Annotated in this window: 16 protein-coding genes; 15 read left to right on the top strand and 1 reads right to left on the bottom strand. The window is 64.3% G+C overall.

The genetic code is table 11. The features are described 5' to 3' along the window. Positions 1–21: 21 nt before the first annotated feature. The 13 genes from PQR42_RS09565 to astE all read left to right on the top strand — a co-directional run bounded on the left by PQR42_RS09565 (position 22) and on the right by astE (position 14,273). Positions 22–1,212 carry an acyl-CoA dehydrogenase family protein gene (locus PQR42_RS09565; RefSeq protein ID WP_408386104.1) on the top strand — a complete coding sequence of 397 codons (1,191 nt, stop codon included), beginning with the start codon at positions 22–24 and terminating at the stop codon, positions 1,210–1,212. Between the two features lie 534 nt (positions 1,213–1,746). After that, positions 1,747–2,298 (top strand): outer membrane protein assembly factor BamE domain-containing protein, encoded by a 552-nt coding sequence (locus PQR42_RS09560; protein WP_408386106.1) that lies wholly within the window; start codon positions 1,747–1,749, stop codon positions 2,296–2,298. Positions 2,299–2,326: 28 nt separating this feature from the next. Then, positions 2,327–3,280 carry a patatin-like phospholipase family protein gene (locus PQR42_RS09555; protein WP_408207793.1) on the top strand — a complete coding sequence of 318 codons (954 nt, stop codon included), beginning with the start codon at positions 2,327–2,329 and terminating at the stop codon, positions 3,278–3,280. Between the two features lie 269 nt (positions 3,281–3,549). Beyond that, on the top strand, positions 3,550–4,239 hold the full coding sequence (locus tag PQR42_RS09550; protein WP_012432581.1) for an ABC transporter permease: 690 nt from the start codon (positions 3,550–3,552) through the stop codon (positions 4,237–4,239). 4 nt (positions 4,240–4,243) lie between these two features. Next, complete coding sequence (locus tag PQR42_RS09545) at positions 4,244–4,957, top strand: ABC transporter permease (protein WP_408207789.1); 714 nt, start codon at positions 4,244–4,246, stop codon at positions 4,955–4,957. A gap of 81 nt (positions 4,958–5,038) precedes the next feature. Further along, complete coding sequence (locus PQR42_RS09540; protein WP_132375049.1) at positions 5,039–5,830, top strand: ABC transporter ATP-binding protein; 792 nt, start codon at positions 5,039–5,041, stop codon at positions 5,828–5,830. Positions 5,831–5,867: 37 nt separating this feature from the next. Next, positions 5,868–6,917 carry a GlxA family transcriptional regulator gene (locus tag PQR42_RS09535; RefSeq protein WP_408207784.1) on the top strand — a complete coding sequence of 350 codons (1,050 nt, stop codon included), beginning with the start codon at positions 5,868–5,870 and terminating at the stop codon, positions 6,915–6,917. 140 nt (positions 6,918–7,057) lie between these two features. After that, a complete protein-coding gene (locus tag PQR42_RS09530) occupies positions 7,058–8,293 on the top strand; it encodes an aspartate aminotransferase family protein (RefSeq protein WP_408386108.1) in 1,236 nt (411 codons plus the stop codon). A 41-nt stretch (positions 8,294–8,334) separates the two neighbouring features. Then, a complete protein-coding gene (aruF, locus tag PQR42_RS09525) occupies positions 8,335–9,393 on the top strand; it encodes an arginine/ornithine succinyltransferase subunit alpha (protein ID WP_408208119.1) in 1,059 nt (352 codons plus the stop codon). Next, complete coding sequence (gene astA, locus PQR42_RS09520) at positions 9,390–10,421, top strand: arginine N-succinyltransferase (RefSeq protein WP_408207778.1); 1,032 nt, start codon at positions 9,390–9,392, stop codon at positions 10,419–10,421. The genes aruF and astA overlap by 4 nt, the downstream gene beginning before the upstream one ends. A 2-nt stretch (positions 10,422–10,423) precedes the next feature. Further along, the gene (gene astD, locus PQR42_RS09515; protein WP_408386110.1) at positions 10,424–11,887 is read left to right on the top strand and encodes a succinylglutamate-semialdehyde dehydrogenase; all 1,464 of its coding nucleotides are present in this window, start codon (positions 10,424–10,426) and stop codon (positions 11,885–11,887) included. A 9-nt stretch (positions 11,888–11,896) separates the two neighbouring features. Continuing rightward, entirely contained in the window at positions 11,897–13,237 is a 1,341-nt protein-coding gene (astB, locus tag PQR42_RS09510; protein WP_408386112.1) for an N-succinylarginine dihydrolase, read from the top strand. Next, the gene (astE, locus tag PQR42_RS09505; protein ID WP_408386114.1) at positions 13,221–14,273 is read left to right on the top strand and encodes a succinylglutamate desuccinylase; all 1,053 of its coding nucleotides are present in this window, start codon (positions 13,221–13,223) and stop codon (positions 14,271–14,273) included. The genes astB and astE overlap by 17 nt, the downstream gene beginning before the upstream one ends. Positions 14,274–14,330: 57 nt before the next feature. Here astE and gstA read toward each other — a convergent pair whose 3' ends face one another. Further along, positions 14,331–14,951: a glutathione transferase GstA gene (gene gstA / locus PQR42_RS09500; protein ID WP_408386116.1), complete on the bottom strand. Its 621-nt coding sequence runs from the start codon at positions 14,949–14,951 to the stop codon at positions 14,331–14,333. Positions 14,952–15,077: 126 nt separating this feature from the next. On the opposite strand from gstA, the gene PQR42_RS09495 reads away from it, so the two are divergent. Together PQR42_RS09495 and PQR42_RS09490 are read left to right on the top strand one after the other, a co-directional pair. Beyond that, positions 15,078–15,986 carry a LysR family transcriptional regulator gene (locus PQR42_RS09495; RefSeq protein WP_408386119.1) on the top strand — a complete coding sequence of 303 codons (909 nt, stop codon included), beginning with the start codon at positions 15,078–15,080 and terminating at the stop codon, positions 15,984–15,986. 246 nt (positions 15,987–16,232) lie between these two features. After that, on the top strand, positions 16,233–17,027 hold the full coding sequence (locus tag PQR42_RS09490; RefSeq protein WP_408207762.1) for an ABC transporter substrate-binding protein: 795 nt from the start codon (positions 16,233–16,235) through the stop codon (positions 17,025–17,027). Positions 17,028–17,030 lie beyond the last annotated feature (3 nt).

Raw genomic sequence — 17,030 nt, 5'->3', positions numbered from 1 at the left:
CCGGCCAGCCGGAGTCTCCGCATGAATGCCCCGATTGCCGACAGCGCCGTGACGCGGCGTCATCCACCGCTCGATAGCGATGCATTCGACGCATTGCTGGCGCAACTCACGAATGAGTTCGCCGCGAGCGCCGCGCAGCATGATCGCACGGCTGAATTCCCGCATGCGAATCTCGCGCGCCTGCACGCGTTCGATCTGCTTTCGCTGACCGTGCCCGCAACGCTCGGCGGCGCGGGCGCGAGCCTGCCGCAGGCCTTGAAGGTGGTACGCGCGGTGGCGCGCGGCGAGCCGTCCACGGCGCTGGTGCTGGTGATGCAGTATCTGTTTCATCATCGCTTGCAGGGCAATCCGCATTGGCCGGTCGAACTGCGGGAACGTGTGGCGCGCGATGCGGTGCGTGAGGGCGCACTGATCAACTCGCTGCGCGTCGAACCCGAACTCGGCACGCCGGCGCGCGGCGGCTTGCCGTCGACGATCGCGAAGCGCCATGCGGACGGCTGGGTGATCGACGGCAGCAAACTGTATTCGACCGGCAGTCCCGGTCTCACCTGGCTCGCAGTGTGGGCGCGCAGCGACGAAACGCCGCCGCGCGTCGGCGTGTGGCTGGTGCATCGCGACACGCCCGGCGTGCGCGTGGGCAGCGAGTGGAACCATCTCGGCATGCGCGCCACCGGCAGTCACGAACTGGTGTTCGACAACGTGTTCGTGCCGGCCGCGCATGCAGTGGACGTGCATCCGCCGGGCGCGCCGGGCGCCGGGCTCGATGCGCTCGGCCTGGCGTGGATGAGCGTGCTGTTGTCGGCGGTCTACGACGGCGTCGCGCGGGCCGCGCGCGACTGGTTCGCGCAATGGGCCGCCGATCGCACACCCGCCAATCTCGGCGCGCCGCTGTCGAGCCTGCCGGCCTTTCAGCAGACGCTCGGCCGCATCGACGCGCTGCTGTTCAGCAATCGCGTGCTGCTCGACGCGAGCGCGCGTGCCGAACACGTGACGCTCGACGAAGCGCCGCTCGTCAAATACACGGTAACGAATCAGGCGATCGAGGCCGTGCAACTGGCGATCGAAGCGAGCGGCAATCCCGGTCTTTCGCGCGACAATCCGCTCGAGCGTCACTATCGCGACGTGCTGTGCGCGCGGATTCACACGCCGCAAAACGACTCCGTGCTGCAGGCGGCGGGACGCGCGGGTTTTGCATCGACATCGCGCGATTGAAACGCCTCGTCGAAAGTCGCTGAAGACCTCGCCGCCCAACGCAAATCATCTGCCAATTCGGTGTAAACGCGCTCTCGTCTAAACCCGCCAATCCGTTTAGATTAACTGCACTTGGAAGGCTTATCGAGGGACCAGGGCGGCCAATCAAGCAGCGGTTTGCCATTCCGGCGATGGCGCAAGGTGAGCAGCCAAGGTTGCTCACCGCTTCGTCCGGGACCAGACCGCTGCGCGTCGTCCGCGGTGCTTCGTTTTCAGGCGGCCAGTTGGTCGCCGTCACTTTCCGGTTGACCGTATCGACCGACCCGGCGACGCTTTGCACAGCGTCGCCTTTTTGCTTGTGGCCACGGTTTTCAACGTGGTTTGCCACGTTGCCTCCCACCATCGCCGCTTCTTGCCACCGCCATCGTGTACGACGGCGCACACCGCCGTGCCGCGCCCGCTCGCGGTTTTCTCCGAGCGCGGTTATCCTGTAGCAGACACTACACAACGGGATGCGGGCCTTTGCGGCCTGCGTCCGTACAGGAAAAACTCGCTGTGAGCCTCAAACTGCTGACTGTCGCCATGCTGGCCGCGTGCGTCGCGTTGACCGGTTGCGACGACCAATCGAGCGACCGCGCCGTGCAAAAACTCAAGGAATTCTTCAACGCCGTCAAACCGGATGCCTTATTGCTCAAGGACATGACGCCGGGCGTCACGACCGAAGCGCAGATCCGCGACCAGATGGGCAAGCCGGAGACCGAGCGCACCTTCACCGACGGTTCGAAACGCTTTGAGTATCCGCGCGGCCCGCAAGGACTGAATACGTACATGGTCGACATCGATCGTGACGGCAAATTGCAGGCGATCACCCAGGTGCTGACGGCGGCCAACTTCGCGAAGATCCGCGTGGGCATGAGCGAGGACGAAGTGCGCCGCCTGCTTGGCAAGCCTGGGCAGATCGCGGTGTTTCCGCTCAAGCCGGAAACTGTGTGGAGCTGGAAGTGGCGCGAGGGCGGCGTGACCGAAGAAGGGATTTTCAACGTGCATTTCGACCAGTATCAGAAGGTGTACACGACATCGCGATCGGACGTGATCCGAGGGCGATAGAAGTTAGAAGACAGAAGCGGGGAAGAAGATGATTCGTCGACGTCGATACAGCCGGATCGGGCTGGTGTTAGGGGGCGGCGCCGCGCGCGGCTGGGCGCATATCGGCGCGATTCGCGCGCTGCACGATGCGGGCATCAAGCCCGATGTGGTCTGCGGCACGTCGATCGGCGCGCTGGTGGGCGCGGTGTACGCGAACGGCGATCTCGACTGGCTCGAGGAGTGGGTCGCGCGGCTCACGTGGCAGACGGTGGTGCGCCTGCTCGATCTGCGGCTCTCGGGCGGCCTGCTCGGCGGGCGCAAGGTGATCCAGCTCTTCGCCGACAAATTCAATGGCCGTTCGATCGCGCAATTGAACATGCCGTTCGCGGCGGTCGCCACCGAACTCGATTCGGGCCGCGAAAGCTGGCTGCAGGACGGCAGCGTGGTCGACGCGGTGCGCGCCTCGATTGCGATTCCGGGCATTTTCACGCCGGTGTGGCACGACGGTGTCTGGCTGGTGGATGGCGGCTTGAGCAACCCGGTGCCCGTTTCGGTGGCGCGTGGCATGCGCGCGGACTGCGTGATCGCCGTCGATCTGAACAACGATATTCTGAACGGCCGCGATTTCGGTGGCGCGGTGGTCGACACGCCCGCCATCGATCCGAGCGCGCCGCCGCCGCTCGCGCTGCGCCGCAACGGCAAGCCCTGGCCGCGCTGGCTCGCGCCCGCCGAAGGGCGCGCCACGGACGACGTGCGCGTGCCGCCCGCGCCGAGCACGCGCGTGCCATCCATGCTGAGCTCGATCGCGCAGAGCATTGACATCATGCAGGTGCGGATCACGCGCAGCCGCCTCGCGGGCGAGCCGGCGGATATCCTGATCCAGCCGCGCTTGGGCGGCATGGGGATTTTCGACTTTCATCGCGCGGCGCCGGCCATCGAGGAAGGGCGCGCGGCGGTCGAATATATGCTGCCCGCGATTCGGGCAAGGTTGGGGATCGATTAGCGTCTATCGAAAAAGCGACCCGAAACTTGCTAAATCGCGGCGGCGCTCGCCACGCGCTCCCCGCCTTACAAATCCCAATTCCCTGCAAAACCAAGCCCTGCAAGCCGTACAGCACGTCAAAGCCTGCTTTGCTGCGTCGCAGCAAAGCGCCGGCGCGCCTTTGAGAAATTAATTTTCGCTTGCGAGACTCCGCGCCATGCTGGACGAGTGGGGCAGACACAAGCCGACACCGTCCGAGACATCCTCAAACAACCTGGATGGAGACACGCGTGTTCCTATACGGCTTTGGTCCGGTGTTGCTGGCCGGCACGATCCAGACGATCGAGCTGTCCGTCCTGTCGCTGGCGGCCGCCGTGCTGCTCGGCCTCGCGGGCGCGGCGGCGAAACTCTCGTTCAACCGCCCGCTGCGGGCAATCGCGACCGGCTATACGACGCTGATCCGCTCGGTGCCCGACCTCGTGCTGATGCTGCTGCTGTTCTACAGCATCCAGATCGCGGTCAACAATCTCACCGACGCGCTGAATCTCCCGCAGTTCGATATCGATCCGTTCGTGGCCGGCGTGTTGACGCTTGGCTTCATCTACGGTGCGTACTTCACCGAGACCTTTCGCGGCGCCTTCCTCGCCGTGCCGCGCGGCCAGCTCGAAGCGGGCAGCGCGTACGGCATGAGCGGCGCGCGCGTGTTCACCCGCATCCTGTTCCCGCAGATGATGCGTTTCGCGCTGCCCGGCATCGGCAACAACTGGCAGGTGCTGGTGAAGGCGACAGCGCTGGTGTCGATCATCGGTCTCGCCGACGTGGTCAAAGCCGCGCAGGACGCCGGCAAAAGCACCTTCAACATGTTCTTCTTCATCCTGGTCGCCGCGCTGATCTATCTGGCGATCACCACCGCGTCGAATCTCGTGCTGATCTGGCTGGAAAAGCGCTATTCGATCGGCGTGCGGCACGCGGAGCTCTAAGACCATGATCGACATCCTCAATCAATTCTGGCGCGCGTTCCTGTACTGGGACGGCCAGCGCATGTCCGGCCTCGCGGTCACGCTGTGGCTGCTGGTGGCATCGGTCGGGATCGGCTTCTGCGCGGCGATTCCGCTGGCGGTGGCGCGCGTGTCGAGGAAGCGCTGGCTGTCGACGCCGGTGCGTCTTTACACTTACGTGTTCCGCGGCACGCCGCTGTACGTGCAGTTGCTGCTGATCTATACCGGTATGTACAGCCTCGAATTCGTGCGCTCGCATCAAGTGCTGGACGCGTTTTTCCGCAGCGGTTTTCACTGCGCGATTCTCGCCTTCGCACTGAACACCTGCGCGTACACCACGGAGATTTTCGCCGGCGCGATCCGTTCGACCTCGCACGGCGAAGTGGAAGCGGCCCGCGCCTACGGCATGAGCTGGTTCACGATGTACCGGCGCATTGTGATACCGTCCGCGCTGCGCCGGGCCTTGCCGTTGTACAGTAACGAAGTGATCCTGATGCTGCACGCCACCACGGTCGCCTTCACGGCCACGGTGCCGGACATCCTGAAGGTGGCGCGCGACGCGAACTCGGCCACTTACCAGTCGTTCGACGCGTTCGGCCTCGCGGCGCTGATTTATCTGGTGGTGTCGTTCGCGCTGGTGGCTTTGTTCCGCCGCGCCGAGCGTCATTGGCTGGGTTACCTGGCGGTGCGCACGCATTGAAACGCGCCGTGTTTGCAGTAGGCGGCGCCTTGCCTTGGCGCCGTCACGAAGAATGATCCGTATTTTCAAAGGGAGAGCATCTTGCTCCACACGACTCAAACCGAAGCTTGCAAGCTCGCCGTACAGGACATCCACAAGCGCTACGGCGACAACGAAGTGCTCAAGGGCGTGTCGCTCAACGCGAACAAGGGCGACGTGATCAGCATCATCGGCGCGAGCGGGTCGGGCAAGAGCACCTTCTTGCGCTGCATCAATTTTCTCGAGCGGCCGAACGCGGGGCAGATCGTCGTCGACGGCGAGACGGTGAAGACCAAAACCGATCGCGCCGGCAATCTCGAAGTCGCCGATCACAAGCAGCTGCAGCGCATCCGCACGAAGCTCGCCATGGTGTTCCAGCATTTCAACTTGTGGGCGCACATGAATGTGATCGAGAATATCGTCGAAGCGCCGATTCATGTGCTGGGTCTGAAGCGCAAGGAAGCCGAAGACCGCGCGCGCGAATATCTCGAGAAGGTCGGTCTCGCGCCGCGCCTCGAAAAGCAGTATCCGTCGCATTTGTCGGGCGGGCAGCAGCAGCGTGTGGCGATTGCGCGCGCGCTGGCCATGAACCCCGACGTGATGCTGTTCGACGAGCCGACTTCCGCGCTCGATCCCGAACTGGTCGGCGAAGTGCTGAAGGTCATGCAGAAGCTCGCCGAGGAAGGCCGCACCATGATCGTCGTCACGCACGAAATGGGTTTCGCGCGCAACGTGTCGAACCATGTGATGTTCCTGCATCAAGGCCGCACCGAAGAAGAAGGCTTGCCCGCGGAAGTCCTGACCTCGCCGCGCAGCGAGCGGCTCAAGCAGTTCCTCTCCGGCAGCCTGAAGTAACGCGCGGCTCGCGCCGTAGCGTTTGTCTCGTTCAGCGATGGCTCGCACGTCCAGCCCGGCTCGCACCACGCAGGTCGCAATCGTCGCCTTGCCGCCCGTGTCGATGTCGGGCGTCGGGCCGATTGTCGACGCGCTCAATCTCGCCAATGAAATCGACGGCCGTGCGCTGTACCGCGTGCAGGTGTGCTCGTGGGACGGCCGCGCGGTGCCGCTCGCGGGCGGCGCGCAATGGCCGGCCGACGCCGCCTTCGGCGATGCGATTTCATGCGACTGGCTGATCATCGTCAGCGAGCGCTTTCAGCAATTCGCCGATTACCGCCTCTTTCTTGCTAGCCTCTCACGCGTCGGCCAGCGCACGCCGCTTGTTACCGGCATTCATCACGGCGTCTGGTGGCTCGCCATGGCAGGGCAGTTGTCCGGCTATCGCGTGAGCGTCAACTGGGAAACCTATCAGCAGTTCTCGGAGCAGTTCGAACGCTCCATCGTCACGCAACAGATCTTCGAAATCGACCGCGATCGCGCCACCTGCGCGGGCGGTCAGGCGACCGTCGACTTCATGCTGGCGATGATCGGCCGCGAGCACGGCCCTGAACTCGCGGATCGCATTGCGGATACGCTCGGCGTCGGCGTGTTGCGCGCGGGCGAGGAGCGTCAGCGCATTCCGTTCGTGACCGCGCCGGGTGAGCGCCATCCGCGCCTGAACGACGCATTGCTGCTGATGGAAGCGAATATCGAGGATCCGCTCACCACCGACGAGATCGCGGGTCTGGTCGGCGTGTCGCGGCGGCAGTTGGAGCGCCTGTTTCGCCAGTATCTCGGCTCGATGCCGTCCAAATACTATCTGGGACTGCGGCTTTCGAAAGCGCGCACGCAATTGCAGCGCACCAGCAAGTCGGTGGTGCAGATTAGTCTCGCGTGCGGTTTTTCGTCGGCGGCGCACTTTTCGAATGCGTACCGCGAACGCTTTGGTGTCACACCGCGCGAGGATCGTCGTAACTGGATCGACAAGCAGACCGGCGCGAGCGGCGCCGCGGCCAGCGAGCCGCGGCCGGGCGCGCTGATCGAGCGGCCGGATCAGGCGGATTGAAGCGAACGAGCGCGTGGCCCGGGCCAAACCCCAGCCGATTCGCGTGGAACCTCATAGAAAGCGTCGCGTATGCGCAAGACGTATCGCCTGCGGTTTCCTACACTATCTGTATTACCTCTCACCTGTAACGAGGATTTGCCATGAACGACCTGACAGTGACACGCCAGACCTTCGACGAAGTCATGGTGCCGGTGTTTTCGCCCGCCGCCTTCGTGCCGGATCGCGGTCTCGGCTCGCGCGTCTGGGATACGCAAGGCCGCGACTATATCGACTTCGCCGGCGGCATCGCCGTCACCGCTCTCGGTCATGCGCATCCCGAACTGCTGAACGTGCTGCACGAGCAGGGCGGCAAGCTGTGGCACATCGGCAATGGCTACACCAACGAGCCTGTGCTGCGCCTCGCCAAACGCCTCGAAGACCTGACGTTCGCCGATCGTGCCTTCTTCGCCAACTCGGGCGCGGAAGCGAACGAAGCCGCGTTGAAGCTGGCGCGCCGCGTCGCGTTCGATCGCCACGGCGCGGATAAATACGAAATCATCTCGTTCACGCAGTCGTTCCATGGCCGCACGTTCTTCACGGTCAGCGTCGGCGGCCAGCCGAAGTATTCGGAAGGCTTCGGCCCGGTGCCGGCCGGCATCACCCACTTGCCGTACAACGACATCGAAGCAGCAAGGAAAGCCATCGGCGCGCAAACCTGCGCGGTGATCGTTGAGCCGATTCAGGGCGAAGGCGGCGTGATCCCGGCGGATCCGGCGTTCCTGAAGGCGCTGCGCGAAGCCTGCGATCAGCACGGCGCACTGCTGATTTTTGACGAGGTACAAACGGGTGTGGGCCGCAGCGGCTATTTCTACGCGTACCAGGAAACCGGCGTGACGCCGGACATCCTGACTACCGCCAAGGCGCTCGGCAACGGTTTCCCGATCGGCGCGATGCTGACCACCAACGAACTGGCCGCGTATTTCAAAGTTGGCGTGCACGGCACGACGTACGGCGGCAATCCGTTGGGCGCGGCGATTGCAGAAAAGGTGGTCGAGTTGGTCAGCGACCCGAAGCTGCTCGAAGGCGTGCGCGCGCGCAGTGAAGCGTTGAAGGGCCACCTCGCGAAGCTCAATGAGCGCTTCGGTCTGTTCACGGAAGTGCGCGGCCGAGGTCTTCTGATCGGTGCGGAATTGACCGACGCATTCAAGGGCCGCGCGAAAGATTTCGTCACGGCGGCGGGCCAGCATGGCGTGATCATGCTGATGGCCGGTCCTGACGTGCTGCGTTTCGTGCCGTCGCTGATCATGCCGCTCGACGATATGAACGAAGGCTTCGAGCGTCTCGCCAAGGCCATCGAAACGATCGTCGGCGCGCAGGCTGAAGCGGCGTCGCATTGATTCACGGCATTGATCACGCGTCACATTCAACAGGAACGATGATGCTCTTCGTACGCCCAGGCCGCCTCGCCGATCTCGACGCGCTCGAACATATGGCGCGCACCGCGCAACCGGTGCTGCATTCCTTGCCGCACGACCGGCGTGCGCTCGAAGCGCGCGTCGCGTTGTCGGAAGACTCGTTTCGCGCGGAGGTGGATTTTCCGGGCGAGGAGTTCTATCTGTTCGTGCTCGAAGATGCGCTAAGCGGCAAGCTGATGGGCACGGCGAGCATCGTCGCCGCGGCCGGTTACTCGGACCCGTTCTACGCGTTTCGCAACGACGCGCTGATTCATGCGTCGCGCGAACTGCACGTGAATCGCAAGATTCACGCGCTGACCATGTCGCATGAACTGACCGGCAAGAGCCGTCTCGCGGGCTATTACATCGATCCGTCGCTGCGTGGCGACGCCGCCGCGCATCTGATGTCGCGCGCGCGGATGATGTACATCGCCGCCAATCGCAAGCGCTTCACGCCCGAGGTGTTCTCGCTGCTGCTCGGCGTCACCGACGACAACGGCGTATCGCCGTTCTGGGAAGCGGTGGGGCGCAAGTTCTTCGGCCGCAACTTCGCCGACATCGAGATCGAATCGGGCGGCCGCAGCCGCACGTTCATCGCCGAAGTGATGCCGACGTATCCCGTGTATGTGCCGTTGCTGCCCGAGGCGGCGCAGCGCGTGCTCGGCGAGCCGGATTCGAAGGCCTTGCTCGCATACGATATTCATCTCGAGGAAGGCTTCGAGACGGATCGTTATATCGACATCTTCGACGCGGGTCCGGTATTGACCGCGCAAGTGGATCGCAGTGCCTGCGTCACGCGCAACGAAACGCGCGTGGTGCACGAGACCAATGCGGCTGCTGACGGTTCGACGTATCTGATCGCGCATAACGGCGCCGACGGCGAGTTCCGTTGCGTGCTCGGCGAACTGGCGGCGGGCAAGGAAGCGGGCGCGTCGTTGCCGCACGCGGCGCGCGCCGCGCTCGGCGTGGAAGAGGGCGACACGGTGCGCTGCGTGCCGCTGCACCAGCCGCATCAGGATGAACAATCGGGAGACGCACGATGATCGTCGTTCGCGTTGTGCAACGAGGCGATGTGGACGCGCTGATGCGGCTCGCGCAGGAAACCGGCCCGGGTCTCACCACCTTCAAGCCGGACCGCGAGGCACTCGCGGCACGCGTGGAACGCGCGCGCCGCACGATGGAAGACAAGGCCGAGCCGCATGAAGCCGGCTACTTCTTCGTGATGGAAGACACGGACACCGGCGACGTCGCCGGCGTGTGCGGCATCGAAACCGCGGTCGGCCTGCAACAGCCGTTCTACAACTATCGCGTGAGCACGGTGGTGCACGCGAGCCAGGACCTCGGCATCTGGACGCGCATGCGCGCGCTGAACATCTCGCACGACCTGACGGGTTATGCCGAAGTGTGCTCGCTGTTCCTCAGCCCGCGTTATCGCACGAGCGGCGTGGGCGGCTTGCTGTCGCGTTCACGCTTCATGTTTCTCGCGCAGTTTCGCGAGCGCTTTCCTCAGCGTCTGTGCGCGGAATTGCGCGGCCATTTCGACGCCGAAGGCACCTCGCCGTTCTGGCGCGCGGTCGGTTCGCATTTCTACCAGATCGATTTCAACGCGGCGGACTACCTGAGTTCGCACGGCCGCAAGGCGTTTCTCGCCGAGTTGATGCCGCGCTATCCGGTGTATGTCGAGTTGTTGCCGGAAGAGGCGCAGCAATGCGTCGGCCTCACGCACAACGACACGATTCCGGCGCGCCGCATGCTTGAATCGGAAGGGCTGCGTTACGAGAATCACGTCGATATCTTCGATGCGGGTCCGGTGCTCGAATGCCATATCGCCGACTTGCGCACGGTGCGCGAGAGCGTGGTGGTGCCGGTCGAGATCGGCGCGTCGAGTGCGCCGCAGGATGGACCGAAATCGATGGTGTCGAATACGTCGTTGGGCGATTTTCGCGTCGGCGTCGTGGCGGGCGTGCCGCAGGACGGCGTATTCCGCCTGAGCGCAACTGAAGCCGCGGCACTCGACATCAAGGCGGGCGACCTCGTGCGCGTGCTGCCGCAGAAACACAAACAGGGATGATCATGAGCGAGCTTTTCATCGACGGCGAATGGGCCGCCGGCACAGGACCCGCATTCGCGTCGCACAACCCGGGCACGGGCGCGACGGTGTGGGAAGGCAACAGCGCCTCGGCGGACGACGTCGATCGCGCGGTGCGCAGCGCACGCCGCGCCTTCGCCGCGTGGTCGGCGTTGAGCCTCGACGAACGTTGCGGCGTGGTGCGCCGCTTCGCCGCGCTCGTGACCGAACGCAAGGAAGCGCTGGCTGAGGCGATTGGCCGCGAAACCGGCAAGCCGCTGTGGGAAGCGCGCACCGAAGCGGCTTCGATGGCGGCCAAGGTCGAGATCTCGATTCAGGCCTATAACGAACGCACCGGCGAGAAGCGCTCGGCGATGGCGGACGGTACGGCCGTGCTTCGGCATCGTCCGCATGGCGTGGTGGCTGTATTCGGGCCGTACAACTTTCCTGGCCATCTGCCGAATGGGCATATCGTGCCGGCGCTGATCGCGGGCAATGCGGTCGTGTTCAAGCCGTCGGAACTCGCGCCCGGCGTAGCCGCGCTCACCGTGCAGATCTGGCGCGACGCCGGTTTGCCCGCAGGCGTGCTGAATCTCGTGCAAGGCGAGAAAGACACCGGCATTGCGCTTGCGAATCACCGGCAGATCGACGGCCTGTTCTTCACGGGTAGTTCGGATACCGGAACATTGCTGCACAAGCAGTTCGGCGGCCGCCCGGAAATCGTGCTGGCGCTGGAAATGGGCGGCAACAATCCGCTCGTGATCGGACCGGTGGCCGATGTGGATGCCGCCGTGCATCACACGATCCAGTCGGCGTTTCTGTCGGCGGGGCAGCGCTGCACGTGCGCGCGCCGCATTTTCGTGCCGAACGATGCATTTGGCGACCGCTTCATGGAACGCCTCACCGAGGTCACCTCACGCATCACCGTTGGTGAATATAACGCGGATCCGCAGCCGTTCATGGGCGCCGTGATTTCGGCACGTGCGGCGTCGCGACTTGTCGCCGCGCAGGAACGTCTGCTGGCCGACGGCGCCAAGGCGTTGCTGAAAATGGAACAACGCAACTCGAAGCTCGGGTTCGTGACGCCCGCGATTCTGGACGTCACAAGCGTGAAGAACCTGCCCGACGAGGAACACTTCGGTCCTTTGGCGCAAATCATCCGCTACGGCAGCTTCAACGAAGCGCTGGAGCAGGCCAACGACACCGAGTTCGGTCTCTCCGCCGGCCTGCTCGCCGACGACGAAGCGCTCTGGACGCATTTCCAGCGCACCATTCGCGCGGGCATCGTCAACTGGAACCGGCCGACCAACGGCGCGTCGTCGGGTGCGCCGTTCGGCGGGCCGGGCCGCTCGGGCAATCACCGGCCGAGCGCGTACTACGCGGCCGACTACTGCGCGTTCCCGATGGCGTCCGTCGAAAGCGCGCAACTGCAAATGCCCGCGAGCGTCTCGCCGGGCCTTCAATTCTAAGGATCGACGATGCAAGCCACTGAAGCCAATTTCGACGGCCTGGTCGGCCCGACCCACAACTACGCGGGGCTCTCGTTCGGCAACGTCGCGTCGCAGAACAACGAGAAGTCGGTTGCGAATCCGAAGGCGGCCGCGCGGCAAGGCCTGCGCAAGATGAAGCAACTCGCCGATCTCGGCTTTCATCAAGGCGTGTTGCCGCCGCAGGAGCGTCCGTCGATGCGTCTGTTGCGCGAGCTCGGTTTCTCCGGCGACGACGCGACCGTGATCGCGCGCGTGGCCAAGGACGCGCCCGAGTTGCTGGCCGCCGCAAGTTCGGCTTCGGCGATGTGGACCGCGAATGCGGCAACCGTGAGTCCGTCCGCGGATACGCACGACGGCCGCGTGCATTTCACGCCGGCGAATCTGTGCAGCAAGCTGCATCGCGCGATCGAACATGAATCGACGCGCCGCACGTTGCGCGCGATTTTCAACGACGCCGACCGTTTCGCGGTGCATGAGGCGCTGCCCGGCACGCCGGCGCTCGGCGATGAAGGCGCGGCGAATCACACGCGCTTTTGCGCGGAATACAGCGCACGTGGTGTCGAATTCTTCGTGTATGGCCGCAGCGAGTATCGTCGCGGGCCGGAGCCGAAGCGCTTCCCGGCGCGTCAAACCTTCGAGGCGAGCCGCGCGGTCGCGCATCGTCACGGCCTCGCGGAAGCCGCCACGGTCTACGCGCAGCAGAACCCCGACGTGATCGACGCGGGCGTGTTCCATAACGACGTGATCGCGGTAGGCAATCGCAATACGCTGTTCTGTCATCAACTGGCGTTCGTCGAACAGAACGCGGTGTACGACGAATTGCGCTCGAAACTCTCCGGCCTGAAGGCGGACTTCAACGTGATCGAAGTGCCGGACGCCCAGGTGAGCGTGGCCGACGCCGTCACTTCGTATCTGTTCAACAGCCAGTTGCTGACGCGCCCGGACGGCAAACAGGTGCTGGTGGTGCCGCAGGAATGCCGCGAAAACCCGCGCGTGGCCGCTTACCTCGACGATCTGACGTCGCGCACGGGTCCCATCGACGACGTGCTGGTGTTCGATCTGCGTGAAAGCATGAAGAACGGCGGCGGGCCGGCGTGCCTGCGTCTGCGTGTCGTGCTCGACGACGCGGAACGCGCGGCGGTGACGCAAGGCGTGTGGATCAACGACAAGTTGTTCGGCCGGCTGGATGCGTGGATCGAAAAACATTATCGCGACCGCCTCGCACCGGCCGATCTGACCGATCCGCAATTGCTCGCCGAATCGCGCACCGCGCTCGACGAACTGACGCAGATTCTCGGTTTGGGTTCGCTGTATGACTTCCAGCGCTGAGCGCGATATGCCGGTTTCGATGCTCGACGATTTCCTCGCCTACACGCTGGCGGGCACGCGGCCGGCCGCTGGTGAAGCACAAGGTACGTGTGCCGCCGGTGCGCGCTGGTCGTGGCTGGACGACGGCGTGCTGTTGATGGAACCCGCGGCGCGGGAAGAGGGCGTGCGCAGCGTGCTCATCTCCGCCGGCGTGCATGGCGACGAGACCGCGCCGATCGAACTGCTGGGGTTTCTGGTGCGCGACATCGCGCAAGGCACGGCCGCGCTGACGTGCCGGCTGCTGGTGATTCTCGGCAACGTCGACGCCATGCGCGACGCCTCGCGCTATCGCGACGACGATCTGAACCGCCTCTTCAGCGGCCGTCATCTGCAGGTGCCACAGAGCTACGAGGCGCCGCGTGCCGCCGCGCTGGAGCGGGCCGCGGCGCAATTCTTCGCGGCAGCGTCGGATCAGCCGGGCGCGCGTTGGCATATCGACATGCACACGGCGATCCGCGCCTCCGCCTTCGAACAGTTCGCGTTGCTGCCGCATACCGGCAAGCTGTTTTCGCGCGCGATGTTCGAGTGGCTCGGCGAGGCGCGTATCAGTGCGGTGCTGTTGCACACCACCAAGGGCAACACGTATTCGCATTTCACCGCGCAGGCATGCGGCGCCGAAGCGTGCACGCTGGAACTCGGCAAGGTGCGTCCGTTCGGTCAGAACGATCTGACGCGATTCGCCGGTGCAGATCACGCGGTGCGTCATCTGCTGGCCGGCATGCGTGGCGAGGTTCGTGCGGACCTGCCGCGCGCTTTCACGGTGATCGATCAGATCACCAAGCAAAGCGATGCGTTCGAATTGCTGGTCGCCGCCGATGTGGCGAATTTCACGCCGTTCGCGAAAGACACTGTGCTCGCGCGCGATGGCGAGTATCGCTATGTCGTACAGCACGACGAGGAACGGCTGGTGTTTCCGAACGCGACCGTGAAGCCCGGTTTACGCGCCGGCTTGATGGTCATCGAGACGACGCAGGACACGCTGTCGAAACTCGTGTAGTTCACGCAAGATCGAAACGTAGCGCGCCGGGGCGCGCTACGTTTCACATCAAACCCCTTAAGCCGCGTTCGCGCGGATCAAGCCTTCGGCTACCATCGCTTCACGCACCTTCGGCCGTGCCGCTACGCGTTCCAGATATGCGCCCAGGTTCGGATAAGCACCGAGGTCGATCGACAGCATGCGTGCCCAGCTCAGCACCGTGAACGCATAGGCATCCGCGGCCGAAAACTGTCCTGTCAAATAATCGCGTCCCGCAAACACACGCTCGAGTTCGCTAAAGCGCGTGGCGAGTTTCGCGCGGCATTCGGCCTTCGTCGACTCGGCCGTTTCCTGATGCCAGAGCCACGGACTGAACGTCTTGTGCAATTCCGTGCTGATATACGTGAGCCATCCGAGCGCTTCGAGCCGTCGTGGCGAACCCGCGGGCGGCAGCAAGCCCGACTCCGGCGCAAGATCGGCGACGTATTGCAGCAGCGCGGCGCCTTCCGTGTGACGCGAGCCATCGGCGAATTCGAGCAGGGGCACATAGCCGCGCGGCGAGACCGCGTAATAGTCGTCGCCGTTGGCGAGCTTGTGCGTTTGCAGATTGACCTTGACGCCTTCGAAGTCGAGATCCGCTTCGCGCAGCGCAATGTGAACCGCCAACGAACAGGCGCCCGGTGAGTAATAGAGTTTCATGATGGTTTCGCTATGAACGGGAGTGAAGTCCCGGCAGGTGCCGGTGGCGAGGCTCGTCGGCCGACAAGTCCATGTGGTAAAAGTAGCCCGGATCGCATTCGGAATAAACAGGCGGCTTGCCAAACCATGCGTGCAAAAACGCAATACGAACTGACTTCGGCGGATACGCAGACCATTCTCGCGCTGGTGCGCGCCGGCACGCTGGCGGAAGCCGCGCAGCGTTTGGGTATCGACGCGTCGACGATCTTTCGCTCCGTGCAGCGGATCGAACGCGGGCTGGGGCAGCGTCTGTTCGAGCGCTCGCGCAGCGGTTATCGCGCCACGCCGCTCGGCGCACAACTGGCGCGACATGCCGAGCGCATCGAAAGCGAGCTCGCGGCGGCGCGCTCCACGGTGCAGGCGAGCAGCGACCGCGTGTCCGGCAGTGTGCACGTGACGACCACCGATACCGTGCTCTACGGCCTGCTGTTGCCCGCACTGCATGATTTCGCGGCGTTGCATCCGGCGTTGTCGTTCGAACTGACCGCGACCAACGGTCTCGCGAGCCTCACCAAACGCGATGCCGATATCGCCGTGCGTGCCACGCGCCGCGCGCCGGATCATCTGGTCGGCAAGCATGTGGGTCCGCTGCGTATCGCGGTGTTCGCTGCTAAAGGCAGTGGCATCCATGCGAGCGATGCCGATGCGCTGGCGCGCTGCGACTGGGCGGCCCCGGACGCCTCGCTCGGCGATCATCCCTCCGTGTTGTGGCGCAAGCGTCATTGCCCGACGGTCGAGCCGCGCTACAAGACCAACAGCGTGATGGCCGTGTTCGAGCTCGTGGTGCGCGGTTTTGGCGTCGGCATCTTTCCGACTTTTCTGGCGCGCGGCCGCGACGATCTCGTGCAATTGACGCCGCCGCTCGACGAAGCCGAGTCGCAGGTCTGGGTGCTCGCACATCCGGAGTCGCGTCATTTGCCGCATGTGGCGGCGGTCTATACGCATCTGTCGCAGCAGATCAGTGGCGATTTCGCAGCCGGCGATGGCGCGCTCTAATGCGTTTGCCTTTGCTTGAACGCGACAGCTATTTACACCTTTACGCGTGAGTCCAAGGCGCGTACCCAACGACGCGCCGCGCGGCGCGCCCACAGGCGCGGCAGACGAAGCCTGTACAATCGCGGCCTCGCGGCTGTTGCGCCGCACCACACCGGCCGCACGAGTTTGAATCGCAATTTTGGCGCGGCAATCATGCTTGCCCGGATTCGGCTCCGTCTTATTCAATACCGTAGAGGAACACCCGTAATGAAGATGAATTGGCGAAACATGGCTGCGCTCGCGCTGTTCGCAGCGGCTTCGGTCACGGCCGGCACCGCATCGGCTGCCGATATCAAGGAAGTGCATTTCGGCGTCGAGGCATCGTATGCGCCGTTCGAATCGAAGTCGCCGTCAGGCGATCTGCAGGGTTTCGACATCGACGTCGGCAATGCCGTGTGCGCGAAGCTGAAGGCCAAATGCGTGTGGGTCGAGAACTCGTTCGACGGTCTGATCCCGGCCTTGCAGGCGCGCAAGTTCAACGCCATCAACTCGGACATGACGATCACGGATCAGCGCCGCCAGGCGATCGACTTCACCGATCCGATCTACACGATCCCGAATCAGATGATCGCGAAGAAGGGCAGCGGTCTCTTGCCGACGCCGGCTTCGCTCAAGGGTAAGCATGTCGGCGTGCTGCAGGGCACGATCCAGGAAACCTACGCGAAGGCGCGCTGGGCGCCGGCCGGCGTCGACGTCGTGCCGTATCAGACGCAGGACCAGATTTACGCCGACCTCGCCTCGGGGCGTCTGGACGCCGCGTTCCAGGACGCGGAAGCCGCGTCGAAGGGCTTCCTGAAGAAGCCGCAAGGCGCGGGCTTCGAGTTCGCCGGTCCGGCCGTCAGCGACGAGAAGCTGCTCGGCGCGGGCGTCGGCTTCGGCATCCGCAAGGGCGACAAGGCCTTGAAGGACGCACTGAACCAGGCGCTCAAGGAACTGAAGGCGGACGGCACGATCGACCGTTTCGCGGCGAAGTACTTCGATGTGAAGGTGGTGTTGAAGTAACGC

Source organism: Paraburkholderia sediminicola (assembly GCF_046027355.1).
Taxonomy (GTDB): Bacteria; Pseudomonadota; Gammaproteobacteria; order Burkholderiales; family Burkholderiaceae; genus Paraburkholderia; species Paraburkholderia sediminicola_B.
This window is presented reverse-complemented; position numbering and strand designations above follow the sequence as displayed.